The sequence below is a fragment of the Streptomyces sp. NBC_01481 genome (assembly GCF_026339995.1).
In the GTDB taxonomy this organism is placed as follows: domain Bacteria; phylum Actinomycetota; class Actinomycetes; order Streptomycetales; family Streptomycetaceae; genus Streptomyces.
This window is the reverse complement of the sequence record NZ_JAPEPT010000002.1, coordinates 1,052,457-1,076,437: the sequence shown is the minus strand read 5'-3', so window position 1 is coordinate 1,076,437 and position 23,981 is coordinate 1,052,457. Positions and strand designations below refer to the sequence as shown.

At 69.7% G+C, this 23,981-nt stretch carries 23 protein-coding genes; 11 read left to right on the top strand and 12 right to left on the bottom strand.

Features of this window, described 5'->3' with window-relative positions; all coding sequences use genetic code 11:
* Positions 1–471: 471 nt before the first annotated feature.
* A complete protein-coding gene (locus tag OOK40_RS15605) occupies positions 472–1,230 on the bottom strand; it encodes a phosphoglyceromutase (RefSeq protein ID WP_266481131.1) in 759 nt (252 codons plus the stop codon).
* A 140-nt stretch (positions 1,231–1,370) separates the two neighbouring features.
* On the opposite strand from OOK40_RS15605, the gene OOK40_RS15600 reads away from it, so the two are divergent.
* Entirely contained in the window at positions 1,371–2,630 is a 1,260-nt protein-coding gene (locus OOK40_RS15600; protein ID WP_266481129.1) for an MFS transporter, read from the top strand.
* A gap of 178 nt (positions 2,631–2,808) precedes the next feature.
* Positions 2,809–3,528, top strand: coding sequence for an aminoglycoside phosphotransferase (locus tag OOK40_RS15595; RefSeq protein WP_266481127.1), 720 nt, complete (start codon positions 2,809–2,811; stop codon positions 3,526–3,528).
* A 138-nt stretch (positions 3,529–3,666) separates the two neighbouring features.
* Here the strand turns inward: OOK40_RS15595 and OOK40_RS15590 are convergent, their stop codons facing one another.
* On the bottom strand, positions 3,667–4,092 hold the full coding sequence (locus OOK40_RS15590) for a DUF2000 domain-containing protein (protein WP_266481125.1): 426 nt from the start codon (positions 4,090–4,092) through the stop codon (positions 3,667–3,669).
* Positions 4,093–4,141: 49 nt separating this feature from the next.
* Between OOK40_RS15590 and OOK40_RS15585 the strand changes: the two genes are divergently transcribed.
* The gene (locus OOK40_RS15585) at positions 4,142–4,939 is read left to right on the top strand and encodes an AraC family transcriptional regulator (protein WP_266481123.1); all 798 of its coding nucleotides are present in this window, start codon (positions 4,142–4,144) and stop codon (positions 4,937–4,939) included.
* Here the strand turns inward: OOK40_RS15585 and OOK40_RS15580 are convergent.
* The 3 genes from OOK40_RS15580 to mshA form a co-directional block, all read right to left on the bottom strand.
* Positions 4,918–6,603, bottom strand: a complete 1,686-nt coding sequence (locus tag OOK40_RS15580) for a glycosyl hydrolase family 28-related protein (protein WP_266481120.1) — start codon at positions 6,601–6,603, stop codon at positions 4,918–4,920. The genes OOK40_RS15585 and OOK40_RS15580 overlap by 22 nt on opposite strands.
* A gap of 419 nt (positions 6,604–7,022) precedes the next feature.
* Complete coding sequence (locus tag OOK40_RS15575) at positions 7,023–7,514, bottom strand: YbjN domain-containing protein (protein WP_266481118.1); 492 nt, start codon at positions 7,512–7,514, stop codon at positions 7,023–7,025.
* Complete coding sequence (mshA, locus tag OOK40_RS15570) at positions 7,507–8,847, bottom strand: D-inositol-3-phosphate glycosyltransferase (RefSeq protein ID WP_266481115.1); 1,341 nt, start codon at positions 8,845–8,847, stop codon at positions 7,507–7,509. The genes OOK40_RS15575 and mshA overlap by 8 nt, the downstream gene beginning before the upstream one ends.
* 161 nt (positions 8,848–9,008) lie before the next feature.
* On the opposite strand from mshA, the gene OOK40_RS15565 reads away from it, so the two are divergent.
* The 3 genes from OOK40_RS15565 (at position 9,009) to OOK40_RS15555 (ending at position 12,553) form a co-directional block, all read left to right on the top strand.
* Positions 9,009–9,791, top strand: a complete 783-nt coding sequence (locus OOK40_RS15565) for a class I SAM-dependent methyltransferase (protein ID WP_266481112.1) — start codon at positions 9,009–9,011, stop codon at positions 9,789–9,791.
* 222 nt (positions 9,792–10,013) lie between these two features.
* Positions 10,014–11,075, top strand: coding sequence for an NlpC/P60 family protein (locus OOK40_RS15560; RefSeq protein ID WP_266481110.1), 1,062 nt, complete (start codon positions 10,014–10,016; stop codon positions 11,073–11,075).
* 212 nt (positions 11,076–11,287) lie between these two features.
* Positions 11,288–12,553 carry a PP2C family protein-serine/threonine phosphatase gene (locus tag OOK40_RS15555; protein ID WP_266481108.1) on the top strand — a complete coding sequence of 422 codons (1,266 nt, stop codon included), beginning with the start codon at positions 11,288–11,290 and terminating at the stop codon, positions 12,551–12,553.
* A gap of 9 nt (positions 12,554–12,562) precedes the next feature.
* Here the strand turns inward: OOK40_RS15555 and OOK40_RS15550 are convergent, their stop codons facing one another.
* The 3 genes from OOK40_RS15550 to OOK40_RS15540 form a co-directional block, all read right to left on the bottom strand.
* Positions 12,563–12,904, bottom strand: a complete 342-nt coding sequence (locus tag OOK40_RS15550) for a DUF2516 family protein (RefSeq protein ID WP_266481106.1) — start codon at positions 12,902–12,904, stop codon at positions 12,563–12,565.
* 114 nt (positions 12,905–13,018) lie between these two features.
* Positions 13,019–13,597 carry a hypothetical protein gene (locus OOK40_RS15545; RefSeq protein ID WP_266481104.1) on the bottom strand — a complete coding sequence of 193 codons (579 nt, stop codon included), beginning with the start codon at positions 13,595–13,597 and terminating at the stop codon, positions 13,019–13,021.
* A gap of 32 nt (positions 13,598–13,629) precedes the next feature.
* Positions 13,630–14,037 carry a helix-turn-helix domain-containing protein gene (locus OOK40_RS15540; protein ID WP_266481102.1) on the bottom strand — a complete coding sequence of 136 codons (408 nt, stop codon included), beginning with the start codon at positions 14,035–14,037 and terminating at the stop codon, positions 13,630–13,632.
* Positions 14,038–14,331: 294 nt separating this feature from the next.
* Here OOK40_RS15540 and OOK40_RS15535 point away from each other — a divergent pair, with 294 nt between their 5' ends.
* Positions 14,332–14,688, top strand: coding sequence for a VOC family protein (locus OOK40_RS15535; RefSeq protein WP_266481100.1), 357 nt, complete (start codon positions 14,332–14,334; stop codon positions 14,686–14,688).
* 149 nt (positions 14,689–14,837) lie between these two features.
* The gene (locus tag OOK40_RS15530) at positions 14,838–17,228 is read left to right on the top strand and encodes an excinuclease ABC subunit UvrA (protein ID WP_266481098.1); all 2,391 of its coding nucleotides are present in this window, start codon (positions 14,838–14,840) and stop codon (positions 17,226–17,228) included.
* Between the two features lie 41 nt (positions 17,229–17,269).
* Here the strand turns inward: OOK40_RS15530 and OOK40_RS15525 are convergent, their stop codons facing one another.
* Positions 17,270–17,848: a DinB family protein gene (locus tag OOK40_RS15525; protein WP_266481757.1), complete on the bottom strand. Its 579-nt coding sequence runs from the start codon at positions 17,846–17,848 to the stop codon at positions 17,270–17,272.
* A gap of 100 nt (positions 17,849–17,948) precedes the next feature.
* Here OOK40_RS15525 and OOK40_RS15520 point away from each other — a divergent pair, with 100 nt between their 5' ends.
* A complete protein-coding gene (locus OOK40_RS15520; RefSeq protein WP_266481096.1) occupies positions 17,949–18,968 on the top strand; it encodes a YafY family protein in 1,020 nt (339 codons plus the stop codon).
* Between the two features lie 54 nt (positions 18,969–19,022).
* Here the strand turns inward: OOK40_RS15520 and OOK40_RS15515 are convergent, their stop codons facing one another.
* Positions 19,023–19,958 (bottom strand): NAD(P)-dependent oxidoreductase, encoded by a 936-nt coding sequence (locus OOK40_RS15515; protein ID WP_266481093.1) that lies wholly within the window; start codon positions 19,956–19,958, stop codon positions 19,023–19,025.
* 62 nt (positions 19,959–20,020) lie between these two features.
* On the opposite strand from OOK40_RS15515, the gene OOK40_RS15510 reads away from it, so the two are divergent.
* Positions 20,021–20,572: a DinB family protein gene (locus OOK40_RS15510; RefSeq protein WP_266481091.1), complete on the top strand. Its 552-nt coding sequence runs from the start codon at positions 20,021–20,023 to the stop codon at positions 20,570–20,572.
* A gap of 158 nt (positions 20,573–20,730) precedes the next feature.
* Positions 20,731–21,702 (top strand): zinc-binding dehydrogenase, encoded by a 972-nt coding sequence (locus OOK40_RS15505; protein ID WP_266481089.1) that lies wholly within the window; start codon positions 20,731–20,733, stop codon positions 21,700–21,702.
* Positions 21,703–21,813: 111 nt separating this feature from the next.
* Here OOK40_RS15505 and OOK40_RS15500 read toward each other — a convergent pair whose 3' ends face one another.
* Together OOK40_RS15500 and OOK40_RS15495 are read right to left on the bottom strand one after the other, a co-directional pair.
* Positions 21,814–22,932 carry a phosphotransferase gene (locus OOK40_RS15500; RefSeq protein WP_266481086.1) on the bottom strand — a complete coding sequence of 373 codons (1,119 nt, stop codon included), beginning with the start codon at positions 22,930–22,932 and terminating at the stop codon, positions 21,814–21,816.
* Positions 22,933–23,200: 268 nt separating this feature from the next.
* Complete coding sequence (locus OOK40_RS15495; RefSeq protein WP_266481083.1) at positions 23,201–23,962, bottom strand: HAD family hydrolase; 762 nt, start codon at positions 23,960–23,962, stop codon at positions 23,201–23,203.
* Between the last annotated feature and the right edge of the window lie 19 nt (positions 23,963–23,981).

Genomic DNA, 23,981 nt, shown 5'->3' with positions numbered 1-23,981 from the left:
CCCCGCGAAGGCTGGATCTTGATACATGCGGCAGTCCACAACGTACGCCTTGGTCGTGTCCTCGGCCTTCAAGGCCACCGCCGGGGCGCAGCGACTGCCCCTAGGACAACCATCCACCCTGTATCGGGAAGGCCCCCGCAAAGTCACAAGGATTACTCGGGAAAGGCGGTATAACGTCATGATGCAACGGATAGGACGGACCGTCGCGGCAGCGGCACTCGTCGCAGCCGGAATCTTCGGCGCATCGGCCCAGGCTTTCGCCACTCCGAGCGCTCCCACCAACGGCGGGAACGGCGCAGGACAGAGCGGGCAGTGCACCGGACCGGCCTCCGAACGCCCGCCCTCCTGCCAGAGCCCTGGTGGAGTGAACGCGAAGTAGCCCTTCGAGCACACTGACTGCCCACAGACGGCCAAATCGACGAGCCCTCTACCTACGGAGAACCCGCAGGTAGGGGGCTATGTCGCGATGAACTACTTCTTGCCCTGATTCTTGACCGCCTCGATCGCCGCCGCGGCCGCGTCCGGGTCCAGGTACTTTCCGCCCTTGGTGAGCGGCTGGAAGTCGGCGTCCAGCTCGTAGTAGAGCGGGATTCCGGTCGGGATGTTCAGGCCCGTGATGTCCGCGTCAGAGATGCCGTCGAGGTGCTTGACCAGGCCGCGCAGGGAGTTGCCGTGCGCGGCGACCAGGACGGTGCGGCCCGCCAGGAGGTCCGGGACGATGCCGTCGTACCAGTACGGCAGCATGCGCTCGACGACGTCCTTGAGGCACTCGGTGCGCGGACGCAGCTCGCTCGGGATCGACGCGTAGCGCGGGTCGTCGCTCTGCGAGAACTCCGTGCCGTCCTCGAGGACCGGCGGCGGGGTGTCGTACGAACGGCGCCAGAGCATGAACTGCTCCTCGCCGAACTCGGCCAGGGTCTGCGCCTTGTCCTTGCCCTGCAGCGCACCGTAGTGACGCTCGTTCAACCGCCAGGAGCGGTGGACCGGGATCCAGTGGCGGTCCGCGGACTCCAGCGCCAGCTGCGCCGTGCGGATGGCGCGCTTCTGGAGCGAGGTGTGCAGCACATCGGGGAGCAGGCCGGCGTCTTTGAGCAGCTCACCGCCGCGGACTGCCTCCTTCTCGCCCTTCTCCGTCAGGTTGACGTCCACCCAGCCGGTGAACAGGTTCTTCGCGTTCCAGTCGCTCTCGCCGTGGCGGAGGAGGATCAGCTTGTACGGTGCGTCGGCCATGCGTACGAGACTAATGGACGCCGATGTCGGCGTGTCGGTTGACGTCCCCCGTCAATTGACTGGCGGCCCGGACCCCGGCATATGTAATTTGCGGATGCCTGCCAAGCCACTTACAGCGTCTGCTCCCCGGGGGAATCCACATGTCCATAGCCGGTCTGCGGCGTGCCGCCAGAGAGAGCGTCTCGGGGCTGCCGCGTGAGTTCTGGTGGCTGTGGACGAGCACGCTCGTCAACCGGCTCGGAGCTTTTGTCGCGACGTTCATGGCGCTGTATCTGACCGTAGACCAGGGCTACTCGGCCTCGTACGCCGGACTCGTGGCCTCGCTGCACGGACTCGGCGGTGTCGTCTCCTCGCTCGGCGGCGGTGTGATGACCGACCGGCTCGGGCGGAGGCCCACGCTGCTGATCGCGGAGGCCTCCACGGCCGTCTCCGTCGCGGTGCTCGGCTTTGTCCAGCATCCGGTGGCGATCGCGGCGGTCGCCTTTGTCGTGGGCATGGCCTCCAACGCCTCCCGGCCCGCCGTGCAGGCGATGATGGCCGACATCGTCCGGCCCGAGGACCGGGTGCGGGCGTTCTCGCTCAACTACTGGGCGATCAACCTGGGCTTCGCCATCTCCGCGGTGGCCGCCGGATTCGTCGCCGAGCACAGCTATCTCGCCGGATTCCTGGGCGAGGCGGCCATGACGCTGATCTGCGCGATCCTCATCTTCTTCAAGCTGCCCGAGTCGCGGCCCGAGCATGTGGAGACGAAGGGCGCGCCGGTGGAGCCGCAGATCAGCATGCTGACCGTCCTGCGCGACGGGCGGTTCATGAGCGTCGTCGGACTGTCGTTCCTGATCGCACTGATCTTCATGCAGGGGCACGTCGGGCTGCCGCTGGCGATGGGGGCGGACGGTTTCGCCAGCTCGGACTTCGGTATGGCGATCGCGGTCAACGGTGTGCTGATCGTGGCCCTGCAGATCCCCGTCACCCGCTACATCGAGCACCGCGACCCGCGCCGGCTGCTGATCATCTCCTCGCTGCTCGCGGGGTACGGCTTCGGGCTCACCGTCTTCGCCGGATCGATCGCCGTCTACGCGCTGACCGTGTGCGTCTGGACACTGGCCGAGATCGTCAACGCGCCCACCCAGACAGGGCTCGTGGTGCGGCTCTCGCCCCTGCACGGCCGCGGCCGCTACCAGGGCATGTACACCCTGTCCTGGTCGGTGGCCGCGCTGGTCGCCCCACTGCTCGCCGGTTTCGTCATCGACCGGTTCGGCGCGGAGTGGCTGTGGGGCATGTGCGCGGTCCTCGGCACGGTGGCGGGGCTCGGGTACTGGCTGCTGATGCGCGCCCTGCCGGAGGAGGAGCCGGTCGCGGAGGTCCCGGTGGCCGCGAAGCCCGAGGTCAGCACGGCCTGAGGAGGAGGCGGCCCCGACGGGAAGGAGTCGTCCTGGGGGCCGCAGCCCCATCGCAGCCAGCGGCACCGCTCTGTGCACGATGGGTGGGGCGCCGTCCGCCTACCCCATCGCATCCAAGCGCTCAGCCAGACCGCGCAGCTCCGGTAAAGAGCGCCCGGCCATCAGCATCAGCTCCCGGATGGCGCCGCGAGCAGCGATGTGGCTGCGGACCAGGTCGGGCGCGATCGCTTCGGCCCGGAGCAAGTGGGCGAGTGCGTCTCCGATCAGTGGCGCCAAGTCTGTCAGTTACGCCGCGATCAACCCATATCTGCCGCCGTCGTGCCCCCGGCTGCTGTGGCACGTACAGGCTGCCGGATGGGACCTCATCGGATATGAGCACCTTGTCGGCCGTCACGCCGACTACGCACCCGGCTCCCCCGATCTGCCGCTCGTCGCCAGCGCCCTGGTCGAGCTCCAGAACACGCCTTGCCCCGACGTCGGGCTGAAGCGCGCCGAGGACCGATGGAGCTGGTACGCAGGCTCCACCGGCGTCGAGCAGCTCGTCGGCGACGCCCTGCTGCACACCGACCTCGCACCGCACAACATGCTCGTGACCAACCGCGCCCACCTGATCGACTGGGCATGGCCCACCCGCGGTGCGGCGTGGATCGACCCCGCCGTGCTCATCCTGCGGCTCATGGAAGGCGGCCACACCGCGCAGGCCGCGGACGCATGGGCACGCAAGCAGTTTCCGTCATGGGCAGCAGCCCCGCACGCTTCCGTCGCCGCGTTCTCGGAGGCGAACTCCCGAACCTGGGACGAGATCGCCCGCAACGATCCACAGGACTGGAAGAAACACATGGGGCGGCACGCCCATGACTGGGTGACCTACTGGCGCACGCTAACCGAGCAGGGATGACACGTTCCCCGCCGACCGATCGCAGCCTGCGGGGTTGAGATCCGCGGACCGAGTGGCGGCCCGTCGGCACAGCGGCGGGCCAGGTGGACGAATGCCGCCCGGGACGAGATCCCATCGACCCGCGACGTTCGTAGGCGATCACGGATGCATCTTCGCCCCCTTCAGTACTTTGTCCACCGCGTTCCTCGGCCCGTACACCGCCATCCCCACCAGGTCCAGCTCCCCCGTCGACACCGCCCTCACGGCCGCGCGGTTGTCGTGGTCATTGCCCGTGGTGAAGAGGTCGGAAGTGAAAACCGCGCGGGGCAGGGAGCGGGACAAGGCCCGTGTGTGGGCGGACGTCAGGGTCTCCTTCGTGCCCTCGAAGACGAGGACCGGCTGGCGGAACATCGGGAGGTACGGGACGCCGTCCGCGTCCTCGTAGGGCTCGCCGATCACCTCCGGGAGCTGTGAGCCCAGGCCGCTGACCAGGAAGGCGGTCACGTTCAGGCGTTGCCACGGCTCCAGGTCGTCCCGCAGCAGGACGGCGATCTTCGTGTCGAAGCGCATCGGTTCAGTGCTCATATGTCGAGACTGCCGACCGCCGCACGACGCCGTCTTGTACGTTCTTTGCATGGCTCCACAGCGGAACGTCTCCGCCTGGCGCCCGCGCATCCCGGGTGTCGTGGAGGTCTTCCACGCCCACTTCACGGAGTACGCGTACCCGATGCACGTCCACGAGGCGTGGACGCTGCTCATCGTCGACGACGGCGCCGTACGGTACGACCTCGACCGGCACGAGCACGGCACCCCGCACGACACGGTGTCCCTGCTGCCGCCGCACGTCCCGCACAACGGCTCCCCCGTCACCCCGTACGGCTTCCGCAAGCGCGTCCTCTATCTCGACAGCACCCGCCTCGGCGAGGACCTCATCGGGCCGGCCGTGGACGGGCCCGACCTGCGCGATCCCGTACTGCGGCTGCGTGTCGGCCGGCTGCACACCGCGCTCACCCACCCCGGCGACGAACTGGAGGCCGAGAGCCGGCTGACGCTCGTCGGTGAGCGGCTGCGCGAGCACCTGCGGCCGAGGCTCGTCGCCGAGGCCCCGCTCCGTGACCCCGCCCTTGCCCGCCGCCTGCGCGAACTCCTCGACGAACGGGTTACGCAGGGCATCGCCCTCGACGAGGCTGCACGGCTCGTGCATGCCCATCCCGCCCACCTGGTACGGGCTTTCAGCGGCGCGTACGGCATCGCCCCGCACCAGTACCTGATGTCCCGCCGCGTCGACCGCGCCCGCCGCCTCCTCCTGCGAGGCGAGACGCCGGCCGAGGTGGCCACCGCGACCGGCTTCTATGACCAGGCCCATCTCACGCGCCACTTCAAGAAGCTGGTGGGGGTGACGCCCGGGCGCTACCGGGTCAGCTCCCGCTGAGCCTCGTACAGGTTGCGCGGGTGTACGGCCCCGGGCATTCCGTAGGCTTCCAGGCGGGAGTTCAGCGCACCGCCGAAGTCCGGGACGTCGGTCTGGTCGAACTCGCGGACCGTACTGATGGCGACGGTCGCGCTGTACGGGGCGATCTCGTCGATCTTGACCAGGCCCGCACGTTCGTTGGTGACGGTGACGTTCCAGTGCGTGAACCGGGCGCCGTAGAGGGGTCCCGCGGATGCGTCGCCGCCGTGGCGGCCGTTGTTGTCGACCGTGATGTCGGTACGGACGTTCGCGAACGGCATGCCGCGGTGGGTGTCGAAGGTGCCCATCTCCATCCGCCCGCGCGACCAGACGTTGTGGCTGGACAGGCCCTCCACGTTGATGCCGTGGAGCTGGGTGCCCGCCGGAGCCGGGACGGTGCGCCGGGCGATGGTGAAGTCCTCGACGAGGTTGTCGTGCGAGCCCTCGCGGCAGAAGTACGGATGGTGGGAGCCGCGGCCCTCGACGCGGGTGCGGCGCAGGGTGCATGCGGAGGCTGCGACGAGGCCGAAGCCGTTGTCGACATGGCGGACGGTGATGTCGTCGGCCCAGCAGTCGTACGCGCACTGGAAGGTGACGCCGTTGTAGCCCTTGTCGAGGAGGTGCTGGGACTGCGGGGTCTCGGTCGCCTCCAGGGTCAGGCCCTCGACACCGGAGCCGGTGAGCGCAGTGACGAGGGTGACGATGCGGGGGTCCCATTCGGGGCGTACGTCGAGCGGCAGGGGGCGCTCAAAGGTGACCCTGTTCCGCTTGACCGCCGTGATGCGTACGGGCCATTCGCAGGGGACGTAACTGGTCAACTTGGTCTTGTCGTCCCAGACATACGCCTCGGGGCCCGGGCCGCCGCCCGCCATGTGCTCCAGCAGCGTGTGGCCCGGGTCGTCGGCGAGACGGAGCAGGACGAGCTGTCCGCGGCGCAGAGCCGTTGTGTCGTCCACGGTGACGGACCAGTCGCCGCGCCGGGCGGGCCGGACGGTGGCGAGAGTGCGCCACTCGTCGCGCCTGTTGCCGGTCCAGCCCTCGAAGGGCCAGGCCCTGGCCTTGATGGCGGTGGTGAGGCTGTTCCAACGGTCCTTCGGGCAGAGCCAGATGAGCCCGCCGGCCCAGGACCAGGAGGACTTGTCACCGCCGTAGCGGCTGCCGTAGGGGCCGACGAGCTCGGTGAGGTTCTTCGTCGCGAACAGCGTGGTGCGGCCGCTGCCGGCGCCGCGCAGGACGACATTGCTGTGCCCGATGCGGATGAGGTCGTCGATGCGGTAGGTGCCGGCGGGGAGGTGAACCGTGCCGCCGCCGCGTTCGCCCACAGCGACGAGGGCACGGTTGATGGCGGGAGCGGCGTCGGCGGAGCCGTCCCGCTCGGCCCCGTGGTCAAGGACGTTGGCCCGCACGGGGTACCGGGGGAAGTGTCCGGCACCGCGGCGGCTGCCCGCTCGTCCGACGTAGGGGATCTGGGGGTGGGTGTACGGGGTGCGGCGGAACTCGGCCCAGAGGGGGGACGTTTCGGCGGCGATGGCGGTGCCGGTGCCGGTGCCTATGCCGGTGCTTGGGCCGACGATGCCGGCTGCGGCGACGGCTGTGGCGCTGCCGAGCAGGGTGCGTCTGCTGATGGCATGTTGGCCGGTCTCCATGATCCCACCTTTCATGGATATGAACGATGTTCAGGTGTGCGTGTGCGTTGGCGGTGAGCATGCCATGGGTTGCGGGGCGCGGGAAGTGTTTGCGCGGGGGTTCGTGGCGGCGGGCGGTGCGCCTGCGGCGGGCTTGTCCCCCACCCCGCCCCTTCCCGTAACCGGGGCTCCGCCCCAGACCCCGTGCGGGGGCTCCGCCCCCGAACCCCGCGCTCCTCAAACGCCGGAGGGGCTGAATTTCGCGTCCGGGACCGCGCCTCAAACGCCGGCGGGGCTGAAATGTGCGGCAGGGCCGCACATTCAGCCCGTCCGGCGTTTGAGGACATGCGGCCGAAGGTCGCATACGGGGTCCGGGGCGAAGCCCCGTCGGGGGTCTGGGGACTTGCCCCCAGTTCGGGAAGGGGCGGGTAGGGGAACCCTCAGCCCTGAGTCAGATGCGTGAACGCATCCAGGTTCCGCGTCGACTCCCCCCGCGACACCCGCCACGCATACTCCTTGCGGATCGCGCTCGCGAAACCCATCTCCAGAAGCGTGTTGAACGCCCCGTCCGCCGCCTCCAGCACCGTGCCCAGGACGCGGTCCAGTTCCTCCGGGGTGATCACGGAGAGCGGGAGGCGGCCCGCCAGGTAGATGTCGCCGAGGCGGTCGATCGCGTAACTCACCCCGTACAGACGCAGATTGCGCTCCAGGAGCCAGCGGTGCACCGCCGCGTCGTTCTCGTCGGGGTGGCGGATGACGAAGGCGTTGACCGACAGGGAGTGCTTGCCGACGCGCAGGGAGCAGGTCGTCGACAGCTTGCGGGTGCCGGGGAGTTTGACCACGTACGAGCCGGGTTCCGGGCTCTCCCACTCGAGTTCGGCGTCCTTCAGCGTCTGCTCGATGACCTGTGCCGTCTGCTGTACGTCAGCCATGGTGCGAGCGTACCCGGCGGCGGTGTTCGTACATCGCCGCCGTGTAGACGTCCGCCGTCGCCGACGCCGCCGTGTCCCAGCCGAAGGACTCGGCGTGCCGGGCGGCCGCCGTGCCCATGCGGGTGATCAGGGACGGGTCGGCGATGAAGCGGTGCAGCGCGTCGGAGTAGTGGGCCGGGTTGTGGCCCTGGACGAGGAAGCCGGTCCGCTCGTCGCGTACCGCCACCGGCAGGCCTCCGACGGCCGCCGCCACCACCGGGGTGCCGGCCGCCTGGGCCTCGATCGCCACCAGGCCGAAGGATTCGCTGTACGAGGGCATGACGAGCGTGGAGGCGGCCCGGAACCAGTCCGCGAGCAGGTCCTGGCCGACCGGCGGCTGGAAGTGGACGAGGTCCGCGATGCCGAGGCGGGCGGCGAGTTTCTGCAGGCTCTCGGGCTTTGCCAGGCCGGTGCCGCTCGGGCCGCCGACGATCGGCACGAAGAGCCGGGAGCGCAGCGAGGGGTCACGTTCCAGGAGGAGCGCGACCGCGCGGAGCAGGATGTCGGGGGCCTTCAGGGGCTGGATACGGCCGGCGAAGAGCGGGACGAAGGCGTCCTGGGGCACCCCGAGGCGGGCCCTGGCGGCCGCGCGGCCGTCGGCGGGACGGAAACGGTCCAGGTTCACGCCGGGATGGACGACGGCCACCTTCGCGGGGTCGGCGTCGTAGAAGCGGACGAGTTCGTCGGCCTCCTCCGCGGTGTTGGCGATGAGCCGGTCCGCGGCGGCGACGACCTGGGTCTCGCCGATGACGCGGGAGGAGGGCTCAGGCGTGTCGGACTCGGCGAGCGCGGCGTTCTTGACCTTGGCCATGGTGTGCATGGCGTGGACGAGCGGGACGCCCCACCGTTCGGCGGCGAGCCAGCCGACATGGCCGGAGAGCCAGTAGTGGGAGTGGACCAGGTCGTAGTGGCCGGGGCGGTGTCCGGCCCAGGTCTGCATCACACCGTGCGTGAAGGCGCACAGCTGCGCCGGGAGGTCTTCCTTGGCCAGTCCCTCGTACGGTCCGGCGTCGACATGGCGTACGAGCACGCCGGGGGCGAGCTCGACGACCGGCGCCAGCTCGCCCGCGGTCGCCCGCGTGAAGATCTCGACCTCGATGTTGATCGCCGCGAGTCGCTTGGCGAGCTCGACGATGTAGACGTTCATGCCACCCGCGTCGCCGGTTCCCGGCTGGTGCAGCGGGGAGGTGTGGACGCTGAGCATGGCGATCCGGCGCGGCTTGCGATGGCCGCCGGGGAACCTGATGCGTGGAGCCACCAGACCACTGCCGAAGCGCGAGACGTACTGGCTCACGTCGAAGGTCCTCCTCGCTCCGGGCACGGCGAACTGCGGGCATCAGCAGCCCTTCGGAGCCTCTTCAACAGCGGAGGTCCGTCTTCCATTTCCATCACCGCCCTCTTTTGCCAAATCATTACCGTCCGGAGGCCGTGTCGCGAGCGCATACCCTCGCTCCTATGACCCGCCCCGTCGGAGCCGCGACCCGCGGGACGACCAACCCCAACCGGCTGCGCCGCATGGACCGCTGGATCGCGGCCACCCACGGCCCGGCACTGCGCCGCGGCGACGCGCCCGTGGCCGTCGACCTCGGTTACGGCGCCGCCCCCTGGACCGCCCTGGAACTGCTCCAGCGGCTGCGCACCGCCGACCCCCGCTGCGAGGTCGTCGGCATCGAGATCGACCCGGCGCGGGTCGCGGCGGCGAAGCCGTACGAGCGCGAGGGGCTCAGCTTTCTCCACGGCGGCTTCGAAGTACCCCTCACGACGCGGCCGACGCTGATCCGCGCGGCCAATGTGCTGCGCCAGTACGACGAGGGCGAGGTCGCCGCCGTATGGGCGCGGCTCTGCGCCCGCCTGGCCCCGGGCGGGCTGCTCGTCGAGGGGACCTGCGACGAGATCGGGCGGCGGCACGTGTGGGTGGCGCTGGGCCCGGAGGGGCCGCGCACGGTCACCTTCGCGACCCGCCTCGGCTCGCTGGAGCGCCCGTCCGACCTGGCCGAGCGCCTCCCCAAAGCGCTGATCCACCGCAATGTGCCGGGCGAGCCGGTGCACGCGTTCCTGCGGGACTTCGACCGGGCGTGGGCGGCGGCGGCTCCGTACGCCTCGCTGGGCGCCCGGCAGCGCTGGATCAGGGCCGTACGGGATCTGGCGGCCGACTGGCCGCTCGCGGACGCGCGGGGGCGCCGGCGGCAAGGTGAAGTCACGGTGAACTGGGCCGCCCTCGCACCCAATTCCAGATGACTCGTGGCCCTCACCGGATGAACATTCTCGAACACGGGAACGGCCAGGGCGCGTTGTTCGTCCCTGACGGGTGGGGTTGATCCACCAGTCGGCAGAACACGGCCGGTTGGCCCTGTCGGTTTCGTGGGTGTCGTGGCACCATCGCGACGTCACTCGTAAGTTACTGACGGTAAATCACATGTCAGGTGTTCCGGCGTCCACCCGGAGCCCGGAGGGGGAGTCGTGAACCGACGCCGCTGTGCCACTGCCGCGATCACTCTGGTCTGCGCTCTGACCGTGCTGGCGTCGCCGGGCCAGGCCTTCGCGGCCCCCGAGCCGCCGCCTGCCACGCCGGGCACGCGCGTGCACAAGAAGTCGCTGGAAGACGTGCGCCTGGAGCTCGACGCCCTTTACCGCAAGGCCGCGTCCGCGACCGATGCGTACAACCTCGCCGAGGAGCAGACCGAAAGGCAGTCTGCCGAGATCGTCAGGCTGGCCCAGGAGATCGTGAAGGGCCAGGCCCGGATCCAGGAGCTGAGGAACCGCGCGGGCGCCGCCGCCCGCGCCCAGTACCGCGGCGGCGGCCTGCCGACCGAGGCGCAGCTGATGCTCACCGACGACCCGCAGCTCTTCCTGGACAGCGCGGGCCGGATCGCGCAGGGCCAGAAGGCCACCAAGGACCTCATCGGCGAACTGACCAGGACACAGGCCGACTTGGCGTCCTACAGCAAGGACGCGAGCACCCAGTGGCAGAAGCTTGAGGCCAACCGCCTCAAGCAGGCCAGGGCGAAGAAGGAGATCAACACCCAGATCGCCGCGGCCAAGTCGATAGAGGACAAACTGGAGAAGGAGGAGCGGGCGCGGCTCCTCCAGCTGGAGCAGCAGGCGCAGTACAAGGCGCAGACGGCCTGGCTGAGTTCGGGCGTGCTCAAGGAGATCAACGGCAGGTCGAGCGAACAGGGCAAGAAGGCGGTCCAGTTCGCCACGGCCCAGATCGGCAAGCCGTACGTGTGGGGCGCCGAGGGCCCGGGTTCGTACGACTGCTCGGGGCTGACGTCCCAGGCGTGGGCGGCGGCCGGACGGGGCATCCCGCGCACCTCGCAGGAGCAGTGGCGGCTGCTGCCCAGGATCGACATCAGGGACATGCGGCCTGGCGACTTGATCATCTATCACGCGGACGCCAGCCATGTGGGCATGTACATCGGCGACGGTGCGATCGTGCACGCGCCGCGGCCCGGGCGGAATGTGACGATCGCGGGTGCGGGCTCGATGGCGATTCTCGGAGTCGTACGTCCCGACAAGTGACGCATCGGCGACACAGAGGTAGCGGGTACGTGACGTTCGTCATGGCTCGCTGAGCGCGTACTGAGCAAGTACCTCCCCATGCGCGGCATATGCCATCGGCGGTGTGCTCCAGAGCATTCCGCTCCGGCGCCAGGTACCGCTATGGTCCCGGTCTGGCGGGGCGTCGATCGTCGCCCTGCCGCCCTCGGGGGGAGGGAAGGAAACCGGAACCGATGCCCGTACCCGTACCGCGACAGAGAGGTGTCCCTGCCGCGGAAACCGCCCAGGGGAGCGCCGGCCCGAGCATGAGCTCAGGCGCGGGCTCCAGCGGCGACCTCACGCTACTGGTGATCGAGGACGACCCGGCGGGCACCCTCTCCGTCCCCGAGCTGCTCGACGCGGCCGGGACCCGGGTCCGTATCCGCAGCGCCCGCAATCTCACCGAGGCGGAGCGGCTGCTCACGGACGACGTCCACTGCATCCTCGTCGACCTCGCGCTGCCCGGCTCCGGCGACGACGAGCTCGGCCCGCTCAACCACGTACTGCGCCTCGCGCCGCGCCACGCGGTCCTCGCCCTGACGACATCGGGCGACGCCGAGCGCGCCGCCGAAGCGGTACGGGTGGGGGCACAGGACCATCTCTTCCGCGACGAGCTCGACGGGCGGCTGCTGAGCCGCGCCATCCGCTACGCGGTGGAGCGAAAACGCGCCGACACGGTCCAGGTGAAACTCGCCGAGTCGCGGCTGCGCGCCCAGGAGAACGCCCGTCTCGAGCGCGGCCTGCTGCCCACTCCCCTGCTCGAGGGCTCGGACCTGCGCTTCGCCGCGCGCTACCGGCCCGGCCGCTCGCGCGCGCTGCTCGGCGGCGACTTCTACGACACGGTCCGCACCCCGGACGGCACGGTCCACGCGATGATCGGCGACGTCTGCGGGCACGGCCCCGACGAGGCGGCGCTCGGCGTGGAGCTGCGCATCGCCTGGCGTGCCCTGACCTTCGCGGGCCTGTGCGGGGACGAGCTGCTCTCCACGCTCCAGCAGGTTCTGGAGCACGAGCGGGAGAGCGAGGAGATCTTCGCGACGCTCTGCACGGTCGACATCGCACCGGACGGCCGGCGGGCGGGACTGTGCCTGGCGGGCCACCCGACGCCGCTGGTCACCCGGAACGGCCGGGCGGCACAACTGCTCCCGTACGACGACGGCGGCCCGGCGCTGGGGCTGCTGCCGCGCGCACGCTGGCCGCGCCGCCAGGTGGAGCTGGGGGCCGCGTGGAGCCTGATGATGTACACCGACGGGCTGATCGAGGGACGCCAGGGACCGGGCGAGAAGCAGCGGCTGGGCCAGGACGGAATGCTGGAGATGATCAACCGGCAGCTGGCTGCGGGACTCGAGGGCGAGGCGCTGCTCGAATCGGCGGTCGCGGAGGTCCGCGCGCTGAACGGCGGGGAGCTGACGGACGATGTGGCCGTGCTGCTGCTCAGCAGAAACGGTTCCTGCCGCTAGATCTCTCGGCTACCGGCCGCCGTTGTACGGGCCGTAGGGACCGTCGCTGCTGGAGCCTTTGCCGCGGCGGCCGCCACCGCCCGAGACCTGCTTGAGGGCGGGCCGTACGTCCACGAAGAAGACGATGGTGGCGATCAGCCCGGCGATCGACAGGAACAGCACGGAGATGAACATGTTCACCGCGACCGTGATGCCCAGGATGATCAGCCAGAAGGACTTGGTCTGCTTTTCGGCCGCGCGGTAGGCGTCGTCGCGGGCGAACGCGGCCATGACCAGCGCAGTTACTGCGGTGACCAGGAAGACGAGGTCCAGCACCAGCCAGAGAGTGAAGTCGAATCCCGCGCGCAACATGCTGAGCACCGCCTAGTGAGTGGTTGGTAGCGCCTCCGCGGCCAAGGTACCGGGAGAACGCACCGGGCACCCCAAAGGTGCCCGGTGCGTTCTGCTCGTACCCCGACCCGGGCCTTACTTGGCCGACGGGGTGGTCTTCTTCGCCACGGGCTTGCGCGCCGTGGCCTTGCGGGCCGCCGGAGCGGGCTTCTTCGCCTCGGCCTTCGGCTCGCTCTCGGCCGCGGGCTGCGCCGTCTCCGGCTCGGGCTCGACGGCCACGGCGATCTCGGCGATCTCCTCGGCGGCCTCGCCGCGCCAGGCCTTCACGGTCTGCTCGCCGTGCTCGGCGACCTTCTCGTACGTCTCACGGGCCTTGACGGCGTACTCGGCGGCCACGCCGACACTGCGCAGCGCCAGGTCCTGAGCACTCTCGCCCAGCTTCTTCAGGTCGGTGTCGAGGTTCCCGATCACCTCGGTGACCTTGGCCTGGACGGTGGCCTGGGCCTCCTTGGCCTGGGTGGTCACCTTCTCCTGAACGGTCTTGGGGTCGGTGTTGCGCACGGCCTCGATACGGCTCGGGGCCTCGGCCTTGAGCTGCTCGATCAGCGCGGGAACCTTCTTCGCCTGCTGAACGGCGAGGTCGGCCGTGCCGGCCGCGAAGTAGAGGGGGGTTGGGTCGGTGAGGGTCTTACGCAGGTCATCGGTGATGGCCATGACTGTGGTCCTCCCGGAGCGCAGTTCGGTGTTCAGACTGAGGGTTTTCCGGCATCACTACCGTCGGCCGTGCGGGGGCCGTCAGCGGCGGTGTCCTCTCCGTTTTCCTTGCGGAAGGACTCGTAGATCTGCAGCAGCACTTGCTTCTGCCGCTCGTTTATCGAGGGGTCGGCAAGGATGACGGCACGCGTCTCCAGCTCGTCCCGCTCCCGCTCGTCGAGAATCCCGGCCCGGACGTAGAGCGTCTCCGCGGAGATCCGCAGGGCCTTGGCGACCTGCTGCAGGACTTCAGCGCTCGGCTTACGCAGACCGCGCTCGATCTGACTCAGATACGGATTGGACACCCCGGCGGCGTCGGCGAGCTGCCGCAGGGAGAGCTGCGCAGTGCGCCGCTGCTCGCGCAGATACTCGCCGAGATTGCCGACGTTGAGTGATGCCATACCTCGATGGTGCCCGTCATTGCTAACTATTGCAAGCACCTGCTTGCAAAAGTGTTCCAAGCAACACGTCTCCGCGCCTCACGGGCTGTCCGACAGGTGACCGGACAAGACTGATCAGGAATCGAGAAGCGCCGGCCCCGGGCCGCGGCTAGCGTGACCGCCAGGACGAACGGCGGGGCGGTGAACTCGCCGTCCGGGGCGATCGGCCACTCGATTGTCCGGACTTCCCCTTTGACTTCGTCTTCGTCTTCAAGCCAGACGATCCCGACCAGACCCACGACGTCAGGAGCGACCATGACCGGCTCTTCCACCCAGGGAATCAAGACCGTGCTGCATCCCGTGTCCGACCTGGCGACGGCCAAGGAGGTGTACGCCGCCCTGCTCGGCGTCCCGCCGAGCACCGACGAGTCCTACTACGTCGGCTTCGAGGCCGGGGGCCAGCACATCGGGCTGGTGCCGGGCGGTGGACAGCAGGGCAGGACGGCACCGGTGGCTTACTGGCACGTGCCGGACATCGAGGCGAAGCTGGCCGAGGTGACCGCCGCGGGTGCCGCCGTGAAGGAGCCCGCGCACGACGTAGGTGGCGGCCGCCTGGTGGCCACCGTCACCGACCCCGACGGCAACGTCCTCGGGCTGCTTCAGGACCGCTGAGTACCGCCCCCCGCTCCCGCGCTCAGCGTCCTCGCGACACCGAGCAGTTGGTCTGACGACCAGACGTACGCTCGAAGCCGGTCGGATCGAGACAGGCGACCCCGACGGAGACCGCGAACGCGGCTCCGCGCACCACAGATGGAGACACGATGAGCATGGCCACGAGGACGGACACGCGGTCGCCTGCACCGCACGCTGCAGACAGCCACGATCTGATCCGCGTGCACGGCGCGCGCGTGAACAACCTCAAGGACATCAGCATCGAGATCCCGAAGCGCCGGCTGACGGTGTGCACAGGCGTCTCCGGCTCGGGCAAAAGCTCGCTGGTGTTCGCCACGATAGCCGCGGAATCGCAGCGGATGATCAACGAGACGTACAGCACGTTCGTGCAGGGTTTCATGCCGACGCTGGCGCGGCCCGAGGTCGACGTGCTCGAAGGGCTGACGACCGCGATCATCGTCGACCAGCAGCGGATGGGTGCCGACGCCCGCTCCACGGTCGGCACCGCCACCGACGCCAACGCGATGCTGCGCATCCTCTTCAGCCGGCTCGGCAAGCCGCACATCGGCTCGCCCAAGGCCTTCTCGTTCAATGTCGCCTCGATCAGTGGAGCGGGTGCGGTCACCCTGGAGCGCGCCGGACGGACAGTGAAGGAGCGTCGCGCCTTCAGCATCACCGGCGGGATGTGCCCGCGCTGCGAGGGCCGGGGATCGGTCACCGACTTCGACCTGTCCCAGCTGTACGACGACAGCAAGTCGCTCAACGAGGGTGCGCTCACGATCCCCGGCTACAGCGTCGACGGCTGGTACGGCCGCATCTTCAGCGGCTGCGGTTTCTTCGACCCGGACAAGCCGATCCGTAAGTTCACCAAGAGGGAGCTGCACGACCTCCTCTACAAGGAGCCGACCAAGATCAAGGTCGACAACATCAACCTGACGTACGAGGGTCTGATCCCGAAGATCCAGAAGTCGATGCTGTCCAAGGACATCGACGCGCTGCAGCCGCACATCCGGGCGTTCGTGGAGCGGGCGATGACGTTCTCCGCCTGCCCCGAGTGCGGCGGCACCCGGCTCAGCGAGGGCGCTCGATCGTCGAAGATCGACGGGATCAGCATCGCCGACGCCTGCGCGATGCAGATCAACGACCTGGCCGAGTGGGTGCGAGGCCTGGACGAGCCGTCGGTGGCACCGCTGCTGGCTGCGCTGCAGCAGACGCTCGACTCGTTCGTGGAGATCGGTCTCGGCTACCTCTCGCTCGACCGGTCGTCGGGCACGCTGTCGGGCGGCGAGGCGCAGCGCGTCAAGATGATCCGTCACCTCGGCTCCTCGCTCACCGACGTCACCTACGTCTTCGACGAGCCGACCATCGGGCTGCACCCGCACGACATCCAGCGGATGAACGGCCTGCTGCTGCGGCTGCGGGACAAGGGCAACACGGTGCTGGTCGTCGAGCACAAGCCCGAGGCCATCGCGATCGCCGACCACATCGTCGACCTGGGCCCCGGCGCCGGTTCGGCGGGCGGCACCGTCTGCTTCGAGGGGACCGTTGAGGGACTGCGGGCCAGCGGCACCATCACCGGCCGCCACTTCGACGACCGGGCCGCCCTCAAGGAGGCGGTGCGAAAGCCCACCGGCACGCTGGAGATCCGCGGCGCGACCTCCCACAACCTGCAGGACGTGGACGTCGACGTCCCGCTCGGGGTGCTGTGCGTCGTCACCGGCGTCGCCGGCTCCGGCAAGAGCTCACTGATCCATGGCTCCGTCCCCGCCTCGGCGGGCGTGGTGTCGGTCGACCAGGTACCCATCCGAGGCTCGCGGCGGAGCAATCCGGCGACGTACACCGGACTGCTCGACCCGATCCGCAAGGCGTTCGCCAAGGCCAACGGCGTGAAGCCGGCGCTGTTCAGTGCCAACTCCGAGGGCGCCTGCCCCACCTGCAACGGCGCCGGCGTCATCTACACCGACCTGGCGATGATGGCCGGCGTCGCCACCACCTGCGAGGAGTGCGAGGGGAAGCGGTTCCAGGCAGCGGTGCTGGACTACCACCTGGGCGGCCGCGACATCAGCGAGGTGCTCGGGATGTCGGTGACCGAGGCCGAGGAGTTCTTCGGCACCGGCGAGGCGCGCACCCCGGCCGCGCACCGCATCCTCGGCCGGCTCGCCGACGTCGGGCTCGGTTACCTCAACATCGGCCAGCCGCTCACCACGCTGTCCGGCGGCGAGCGGCAGCGGCTCAAACTGGCCACCCACATGGCCGAGAAGGGCGGCGTCTACGTCCTCGACGAGCCGACCGCCGGCCTGCATCTCGCCGACGTCGAGCAGTTGCTCGGCCTGCTCGACCGGCTCGTCGAGTCCGGCAAGTCGGTCGTCGTCATCGAGCACCACCAGGCCGTCATGGCGCACGCCGACTGGATCATCGACCTCGGCCCCGGCGCGGGCCACGACGGCGGCCGGATCGTCTTCGAGGGCACACCCGCCGACCTCGTCGCCGCCCGCTCTACCCTCACCGGCACGCACCTGGCGGCCTACGTCGGCACCTGACCGAGACCCTCAGGGGCACCGTGAGACGGCCCCGGCACCGCTCAGGTCGACTTCTGGCCGTCGAGCGTCTCGCGCAGAATGTCCGCGTGCCCGGCGTGCTGGGCGGTCTCGGCGATGACGTGCATGAGCACCCGGCGCACGCTGCGCACCGCTCCCGGCTCGTTCCAGGGCGCCTCCGGCAGCGGATGCGTCGCCGACAGGTCGGGCACGGAGGCGATGATCTCCTCGGTCTGGGCGGCGACCTGCTCGTAGCGCGCGACGATCCCGGCCGGCGTCTCGCCGGGCAGGATCCGGAACTCGTTCTGGTGGTCGATCGCCCACTGCGGGAACTCGCGTGCGGTACCGGCCGTGAGATCGGCCCAGGTGACACCGTCGGGCAGGTCGTAACGCATGGCTGACGGGCCATCGACCACGAAGCGCATCCATCCCTCCTCCATGGACGCGACATGCTTGATCAGCCCGCCCAGGCACAGCGTGCTGACCGTCGGATGCTCGCCGGCCTGCTCGTCGCCGAGCCCGCGGATGGTGGTGGTCAGGGCGGTTCGAGCGGTCGCGAGCTGTGCGAGCAGGTCGGCCCGCTCGGCGTCGACGGTTGTGGGTGGCGTGGTCGTGGCGGTCATGGTGATCGGGCCCTTCCGGTCGTTCTCGTTGTCTGGCACGAAACGACAGTCGCAGGGGAAGCGGCCAGGTTGTGGCCGCTTCTCGAGGCACGATGGAGTCATGCCGAAGACCTCCGCGCGACTGCTCTCGATGCTCTCGCTGCTCCAGGCGCGCCGTGACTGGCCGGGGGCGCTACTGGCCGAGCGGCTGGACATCAGTCCGCGCACCGTGCGCCGCGATGTCGACCGCCTGCGCGAACTCGGCTATCCCATCGTGGCGTTCAAGGGCCCCGACGGCGGTTACCGGCTCGACGCCGGCACGGAACTGCCCCCGTTGCTGTTCGACGACGAGCAGGCCGTCGCCCTCGCCGTCGCACTCCAGATCGCCACCACCACCGGTGCCGGCATCGAGGAAGCCGCGGCACGCGCGCTGAACACCGTCCGGCAGGTCATGCCTGCCCGGCTGCGCCGCCGTATCGACACCCTCCAGGTCACCGCCGTCGAGCGGCCTGCGATCCGGCCGAACCCACAGGTCGACAGCAGCGTGCTCATGACGCTCAGCGCCGCCGTCCACGCCTGCGAGGTGCTGCGCTTCGACTACGCCCCCGCATCCCCGTCGGGAGCCGCCGACGACGACCGCGTCGGATCCCCTCCGCGCCGGGTCCAGCCCCACCACCTCGTCACCTGGGGCGGGCGCTGGTACCTCGTCGCCTGGGACCTCGACCGCGAGGACTGGCGCACCTTCCGCGCGGACCGGATCACCCCGCGTACGCCTACGGGCCCCCGCTTCACCCCGCGCGAGCTGCCCGGAGGTGAGGTGGCCGCCTTCGTCGCCGGCAGGTTCCAGGGCTCCGACCGCTCGGGCGAATGGCCCTGCCGCGGCGAGGTGATCCTCGACCTGCCCGCCGCAGTCGTGTCCCGCCACACCCAGGACGGAGTGGTCGAGGAACTCGGCCCGGACCGCTGCCGGCTCGTTCTGGGCTCGTGGTCATGGCCCGGCCTGGCCGCCACCATCGGCAGGTTCGACACCGCCATCGAGGTCGTCGGCCCGGCCGAACTCAAGGACGCCTTCGCGCACCTGGCCCGCCGCTACGCCGACGCGGCAAGGGACGCACCCGCCACGCCGCCACCGCCCCCATGAACCTGGCGGTCCGGAACAGCAGCGGCCGCGGCTCCTGGAACTCCTCGGGCCGGGTCACCCGAGGCTCTCCCGGAAACCCTGCCGCCACGACGGATAGCGCAGCTCCCAGCCGAGCTCCCGCTTGGCCTTGGCGTTGGAGAAGCCGCGCCCCTCGGTCATCATCGTCACCACCAATTCGCCGGCCAGCAGCCGGGCCAGCCACTTGGGGACCCGCATCGGCCGCTTCGCCCCCGCGCACTCGGCCAGATAAGGCAGCCACTCGCCGGCCGGGGCCGGTTCGTCGTCGACAATGCAGAACACACCCTTCGCCTTCTGCTCCACAGCCAGCACGGTGGCGCTCGCCGCGTCGTCGAGATGCACCCACGAGGTGTAGCCGGTGCCGCCCCCAACGAGCGGGAACTGCCGCTTGCGCACGAACGTGACCATGTCGTCGGTGGCGCCCGGCCCGTAGAACCCGCCGTAGCGCAGGACCGCGCCACCGGCCCTGACGACCGCGTCCTCGAGGTGCACGATCGCTTCCGCCGCCGTGCGGAACTTCCCCGTCTCCTGGGGCAGCGGGTCCTCCTCGGTCTTCACCCATCCACCCTCGCGGATGCCGTTCCAGATGCCGGCGCTCTGCGCGACGACATGGGGGACGCCGGTCGCCTCGGCCGCGGCCAGCAGGTGGTCCGTCCCCTCGGAGCGCAGCCGATTGGTGGTGGCGAAGAACCGGTCGAAGTGCCTCATATCGGGCTTGCCGGCGTGCTCCGCGGAAATTGCGGTCATCTGGTTCACGATCGTGTCCGGCCGGGCAGCCGCCACGGCTTCAGCGACCGACACCGCATCCAGCCCGTCCATCACGACGCCATCCGCGCCCATCTGCTCCAGCAAGCCCAGCTTGGCCGCGCTCGTCGTCGTAGCCGTCACCTGGTAGCCCCGGGCCACGAGTTGCGGCACCAGCCGCCGCCCCATGACCCCGGTTCCGCCTGCCACGAACACCCGCATGACCATCACCTTCCTGATTCCGGAGAATGTCTCTGAGACTGGGACGAGACAGCCCCGCCGTCTGTGACATGCGAGGCAACGAAGCACCCCCGCGCCGTCGAAGGGAATCCGCAGTGACCGTCGAACGAATCGGCCCGCCCCTCACGGGAGGCGAGCGCGAGACGCTCCGGGCCTTTCTGGACTTCCACCGCGCGACACTCGCCATGAAGTGCGAGGGCCTCACCGACGAGGAGCTGCGCAAGCAGTCGATGCCGCCGTCGACGCTCTCGCTGCTCGGGCTGGTGCGGCACATGGCCGAGGTGGAGCGCGCCTGGTTCCGCCGGGTGATCAACGGTGAGGACATACCGCTCGTCTGGTCGGACGAGGACGACTACCAGGCGGCGTACGACGCGAGCGCGTCCACCCGCTCGGAGGCGTTCGACGCCTGGCAGTCGGAGGTCGAGCACGCACGCCGGATCGAGGCGCGGGCTGATTCGCTGGAGGTGACCGGCTACCAGGCCAGATGGGGCGAGAACGTGTCGCTGCGGCTGGTGATGCTGCATCTGATCCACGAATACGCCCGCCACAACGGCCACGCCGACTTCCTGCGCGAAGGCATCGACGGGACCGTCGGGGCCTGATCGCCGCCAGTTGCCCAGTTGCCCAGTTGCGTCGGTGCAGGACATCGAGCCGCGACACCGCCCGAGCGTACGCAGCCGGCCACCGGACTCGGGGTTGACCTCAACCGCGCATGAGGTTTCAGACTTCCAGACAGTTGTCGACTTGGGGAGCAAACATCATGCGCGTGGCACTGGTGAAGGAATTCGGCGGCCCGGAGGTACTGGCCACCACAGAGGTACCCGATCCGGTGGCGGGCCCGGGCGAGGTGGTCGTGGCGGTTTCCGCCGTGGACACGATCTTCGTGGAGACACAGGTCCGGTCCGGCAGCTTCGGCGAGCACTTCCCGGTCCGGCCGCCGTACGTGCCCGGCGGCGGCATCGCCGGTACGGTGCGCGCGGTCGGCGAGGGGGTGGACAGTGGGTGGCTCGGCCGCCGGGTGATCACGTCGCTCGGCTTCAGCGGCGGTTACGCCGAGCAGGCGGCGGCCTCCGCGGCCAAGCTCGTCGCCGTACCCGACGGCCTTGGTCTGCAGGAGGCGGCCGCCCTGGTTCATGACGGCGTCACCGCGGCCGCACTCATGGAGTCGACCGGCCTCGGCGCGGGCGAACGGGTGCTGATCCTGGGAGCGTCGGGCGGCATGGGCACGCTGCTGGTCCAGTTGGCGAAGACCGCCGGGGCGATGGTCGTCGGCGTGGCCCGGGGAGAGCGGAAGACGTCCCTGGTACGGGAGTTGGGCGCGGACGCGGTCGTCGACGCGACGGACCCCGAGTGGCTCGCACAGGCCCGCACGGCGCTGGGTCCGGCCGGCGCGCACGTAGTCCTCGACGGCGTCGGCGGCGCCCTCGGCCTGGCGGCCTTCCCGCTGACGGCGGACGGCGGCCGCTTCTCGGCGCACGGGGCGCCGACAGGCAGCTTCGCCCCCGTGGACGCGGCGGAGGCGGAACGCCGGGGAATCAAACTGCTCGGCATCGCCGACGTACAGCTGACGGACGAGGCGTACGTACGGCTGGCGGCGAAGGCGCTCGGGGAGGCGGCATCGGGCCGCCTGCGACCGGTGATCGGCGGCACGTTCCCGCTGACGCGGGCAGCTCAGGCGCATGAGGCGATCGAGGGGCGGGGGCTGCGGGGGAAGGTGCTGCTGACGACGTGAGGGGCCGTGCCGGCGGCGCTCACGCGATCGCTGGTGACCTTCGGAGTCCGTACGGCGTGAGCGCGTTGCGGCCAACTTGCCTGCCCCGCAGCCGTTCGCGCCAGCAGGTTTCTAAGCTCGTGGAGGCGCGAACCGATCCGCGGGCAACCGGAACCAGCTCGTATACGCGGACACCACCTGGCGGAGCGTCGGCACGCTCTTCAGCTCCAGCGGGTCCCTCGCCACCGCCAGAGCCCGGCGGATCTTCCACGCCGCGCGCGGCAGGGCCCGCCAGTTCGGATCCCTGCGCGGACCCAAGGCCTCGGCCGTGCGGATGACATCGGTGAAGACGGACTGGGTCCGCTTGTAGGCGAGCAGGCGTGGCAGGTCCCGCTGCCACGCTGCCGAGCTCCCCGGGCGCGCGGCCTCCACCTCCTGCGCCCACAGCTCGGCGATACGAGCCTCCTCGCGCGGCGAGTAGCGCATGAGATGGAGATGAGTGGCCAGCTCGTAGAGCGGGTCGCCGATCATGGCGAGCTCCCAGTCGATGGTCCACAGGTCGCCGATCGTGTCGACAATGAAGTTGTGGCGGTGGAGATCTCCGTGAATCAGGGTGAAGGGGCGGCTCGTGAGCAGCGTGGCCGAATCTCCGAGGCCCGCCAGCGCCTCTCTGTGTACGCCGAGTTCCTCGAAGAGCGTGCCGTACTGCTCGGCGTTGTCGTCGTAGACCCGTTGCCCGGTGAAGTCGATCAGCCGGCTCAGGAACGCGGTCGAGTCGTCGTCGCACGCCGGCCGCTGCCCGTGGGTCTCGCAGGTACGCGGCACGTCCTTGAGCTCGTCGACCTTGATGGTGACCAGTTCCCGGAAGAGCCGGCGCAGTTGAAGGACGTGGCCGGCGGAGAGAGAGCGGCCCGGCAGCTGCCAGCGGCCGAGGGTCCTGCCCTCGATGAAACCCTGCAGAAAGACGTTCTCCGCGACCTCCACGATCTCCGGAATCCGGTCGATCCGGCCCTGGAGCGCCATCAGCAGACGGTCCTCGGAGGTGAAACACCGCCGGTCGAACCAGAGCACCCCGGGACGCGGCGCGCGGAACTTGCCGCGTGCGTAGCGGGCACTCAGGAGGTTCTCCTCGGGCAGCGGCAAGGCATACGTCTCGTGGTGATAGCCCTTGAGCGGCCCCACGATTCCCCGGGCGCCACCGCTCAGCTCGGCGGCTTGCCGGTGAACCTCTGACGCCGTACGGCCTGCCATGGCTGATGCCCTTGGTGTTCCGGATCAGGAAGTGATTCGAGGAAGGTACCCTTCCTGCCGGTGTTTCTGGGGGAGGTTTACGGCGTTGTCACTCGCCCACAACCAACTGATCCGCCCTGGGTGACCGGCACGTTTCGAAAAGTAGCCAGGACTGCTCGAAGGCGCCTTGAACGGGCCGCCCTCACGCGAACCTACTGCAGCCGTCCAACTCTCGTCAGTTGGTCGGCAGCATTGGCCAACTTTCGATGGGACCCTAGGCACTTGGCAGTCAGTCCCTACGGTGGGCCGACTCCAGGGCGTCGAGAACCGGCAGCAGCTCCGACATGGTGGCCACGATCGCCTTGTCCTGTGCCCCCGCTCTGCGAAGCGGCCCACGCTTCGACTCGTCGCGCGCGTATCCGAGGAAGGGGACGCCGAGTGTGGAGGCGGCCCGACAGTCCGCTGCCGAATCCCCGATCATCAGGGACTCGGCAGCGGTCGAACCGGTCGTGTCCAGCGCCCTCCTGAGGCAGTCCGGGTCCGGTTTCATGAGTTTCGGATCCGGCTTGCGGCCGTGGATGTGCTCCCCGAAGAGGTCCGAAAGGCCGGTGCGCTCGAGATAGCTCCGCACCGCGTGCTCGGAGTTGTTCGTCGTGACAGCGAGCCGGAATCCGGCCGCGCCGAGCCGGCGTATCAGCAGGTCGGCGTCCTCCGTCGGCTCCGCTGTCAGGGTCGCCCGCAACTCCTGCGAGGTCAGCTGCTGCTCCATTTCCTTCACCAGGTCGCTGTCCGGGTACATGAGCGCGGCGGCTCTCAGCAGGGCGAGGGGATCATCGACGGAGCCCGCTTCCACCACCACGTCACCCGGGACGTTCTGCGCCGCCCAGCCCCGGAGCTCGGCAGCGATTCCGGAGGCCGGATGCCCGTCGAAGAGATGACAGACCGGCCCGTCGAAGTCGAAGAGAACGCACTTGGCGGCGCCGAAGAGGCCGACCAGGTCCCCGGTCAGGTCGGGCACGTCGGTCAGGTCGGTCACTTCCGATTCAGTCACGTCGCTCCGTCCGTCGCGG

Bases quoted from the DNA above. Each gene is read 5' to 3' on its own strand.
- OOK40_RS15605 (WP_266481131.1), bottom strand. From the start codon at position 1,230: ATGGCCGACGCACCGTACAAGCTGATCCTCCTCCGCCACGGCGAGAGC.
- OOK40_RS15600 (WP_266481129.1), top strand. From the start codon at position 1,371: ATGTCCATAGCCGGTCTGCGGCGTGCCGCCAGAGAGAGCGTCTCGGGG.
- OOK40_RS15595 (WP_266481127.1), top strand. From the start codon at position 2,809: ATGGCGCCGCGAGCAGCGATGTGGCTGCGGACCAGGTCGGGCGCGATC.
- OOK40_RS15590 (WP_266481125.1), bottom strand. From the start codon at position 4,092: ATGAGCACTGAACCGATGCGCTTCGACACGAAGATCGCCGTCCTGCTG.
- OOK40_RS15585 (WP_266481123.1), top strand. From the start codon at position 4,142: ATGGCTCCACAGCGGAACGTCTCCGCCTGGCGCCCGCGCATCCCGGGT.
- OOK40_RS15580 (WP_266481120.1), bottom strand. From the start codon at position 6,603: ATGGAGACCGGCCAACATGCCATCAGCAGACGCACCCTGCTCGGCAGC.
- OOK40_RS15575 (WP_266481118.1), bottom strand. From the start codon at position 7,514: ATGGCTGACGTACAGCAGACGGCACAGGTCATCGAGCAGACGCTGAAG.
- OOK40_RS15565 (WP_266481112.1), top strand. From the start codon at position 9,009: ATGACCCGCCCCGTCGGAGCCGCGACCCGCGGGACGACCAACCCCAAC.
- OOK40_RS15555 (WP_266481108.1), top strand. From the start codon at position 11,288: ATGCCCGTACCCGTACCGCGACAGAGAGGTGTCCCTGCCGCGGAAACC.
- OOK40_RS15550 (WP_266481106.1), bottom strand. From the start codon at position 12,904: ATGTTGCGCGCGGGATTCGACTTCACTCTCTGGCTGGTGCTGGACCTC.
- OOK40_RS15545 (WP_266481104.1), bottom strand. From the start codon at position 13,597: ATGGCCATCACCGATGACCTGCGTAAGACCCTCACCGACCCAACCCCC.
- OOK40_RS15540 (WP_266481102.1), bottom strand. From the start codon at position 14,037: ATGGCATCACTCAACGTCGGCAATCTCGGCGAGTATCTGCGCGAGCAG.
- OOK40_RS15535 (WP_266481100.1), top strand. From the start codon at position 14,332: ATGACCGGCTCTTCCACCCAGGGAATCAAGACCGTGCTGCATCCCGTG.
- OOK40_RS15530 (WP_266481098.1), top strand. From the start codon at position 14,838: ATGAGCATGGCCACGAGGACGGACACGCGGTCGCCTGCACCGCACGCT.
- OOK40_RS15525 (WP_266481757.1), bottom strand. From the start codon at position 17,848: ATGACCGCCACGACCACGCCACCCACAACCGTCGACGCCGAGCGGGCC.
- OOK40_RS15520 (WP_266481096.1), top strand. From the start codon at position 17,949: ATGCCGAAGACCTCCGCGCGACTGCTCTCGATGCTCTCGCTGCTCCAG.
- OOK40_RS15515 (WP_266481093.1), bottom strand. From the start codon at position 19,958: ATGGTCATGCGGGTGTTCGTGGCAGGCGGAACCGGGGTCATGGGGCGG.
- OOK40_RS15510 (WP_266481091.1), top strand. From the start codon at position 20,021: ATGCGAGGCAACGAAGCACCCCCGCGCCGTCGAAGGGAATCCGCAGTG.
- OOK40_RS15505 (WP_266481089.1), top strand. From the start codon at position 20,731: ATGCGCGTGGCACTGGTGAAGGAATTCGGCGGCCCGGAGGTACTGGCC.
- OOK40_RS15500 (WP_266481086.1), bottom strand. From the start codon at position 22,932: ATGGCAGGCCGTACGGCGTCAGAGGTTCACCGGCAAGCCGCCGAGCTG.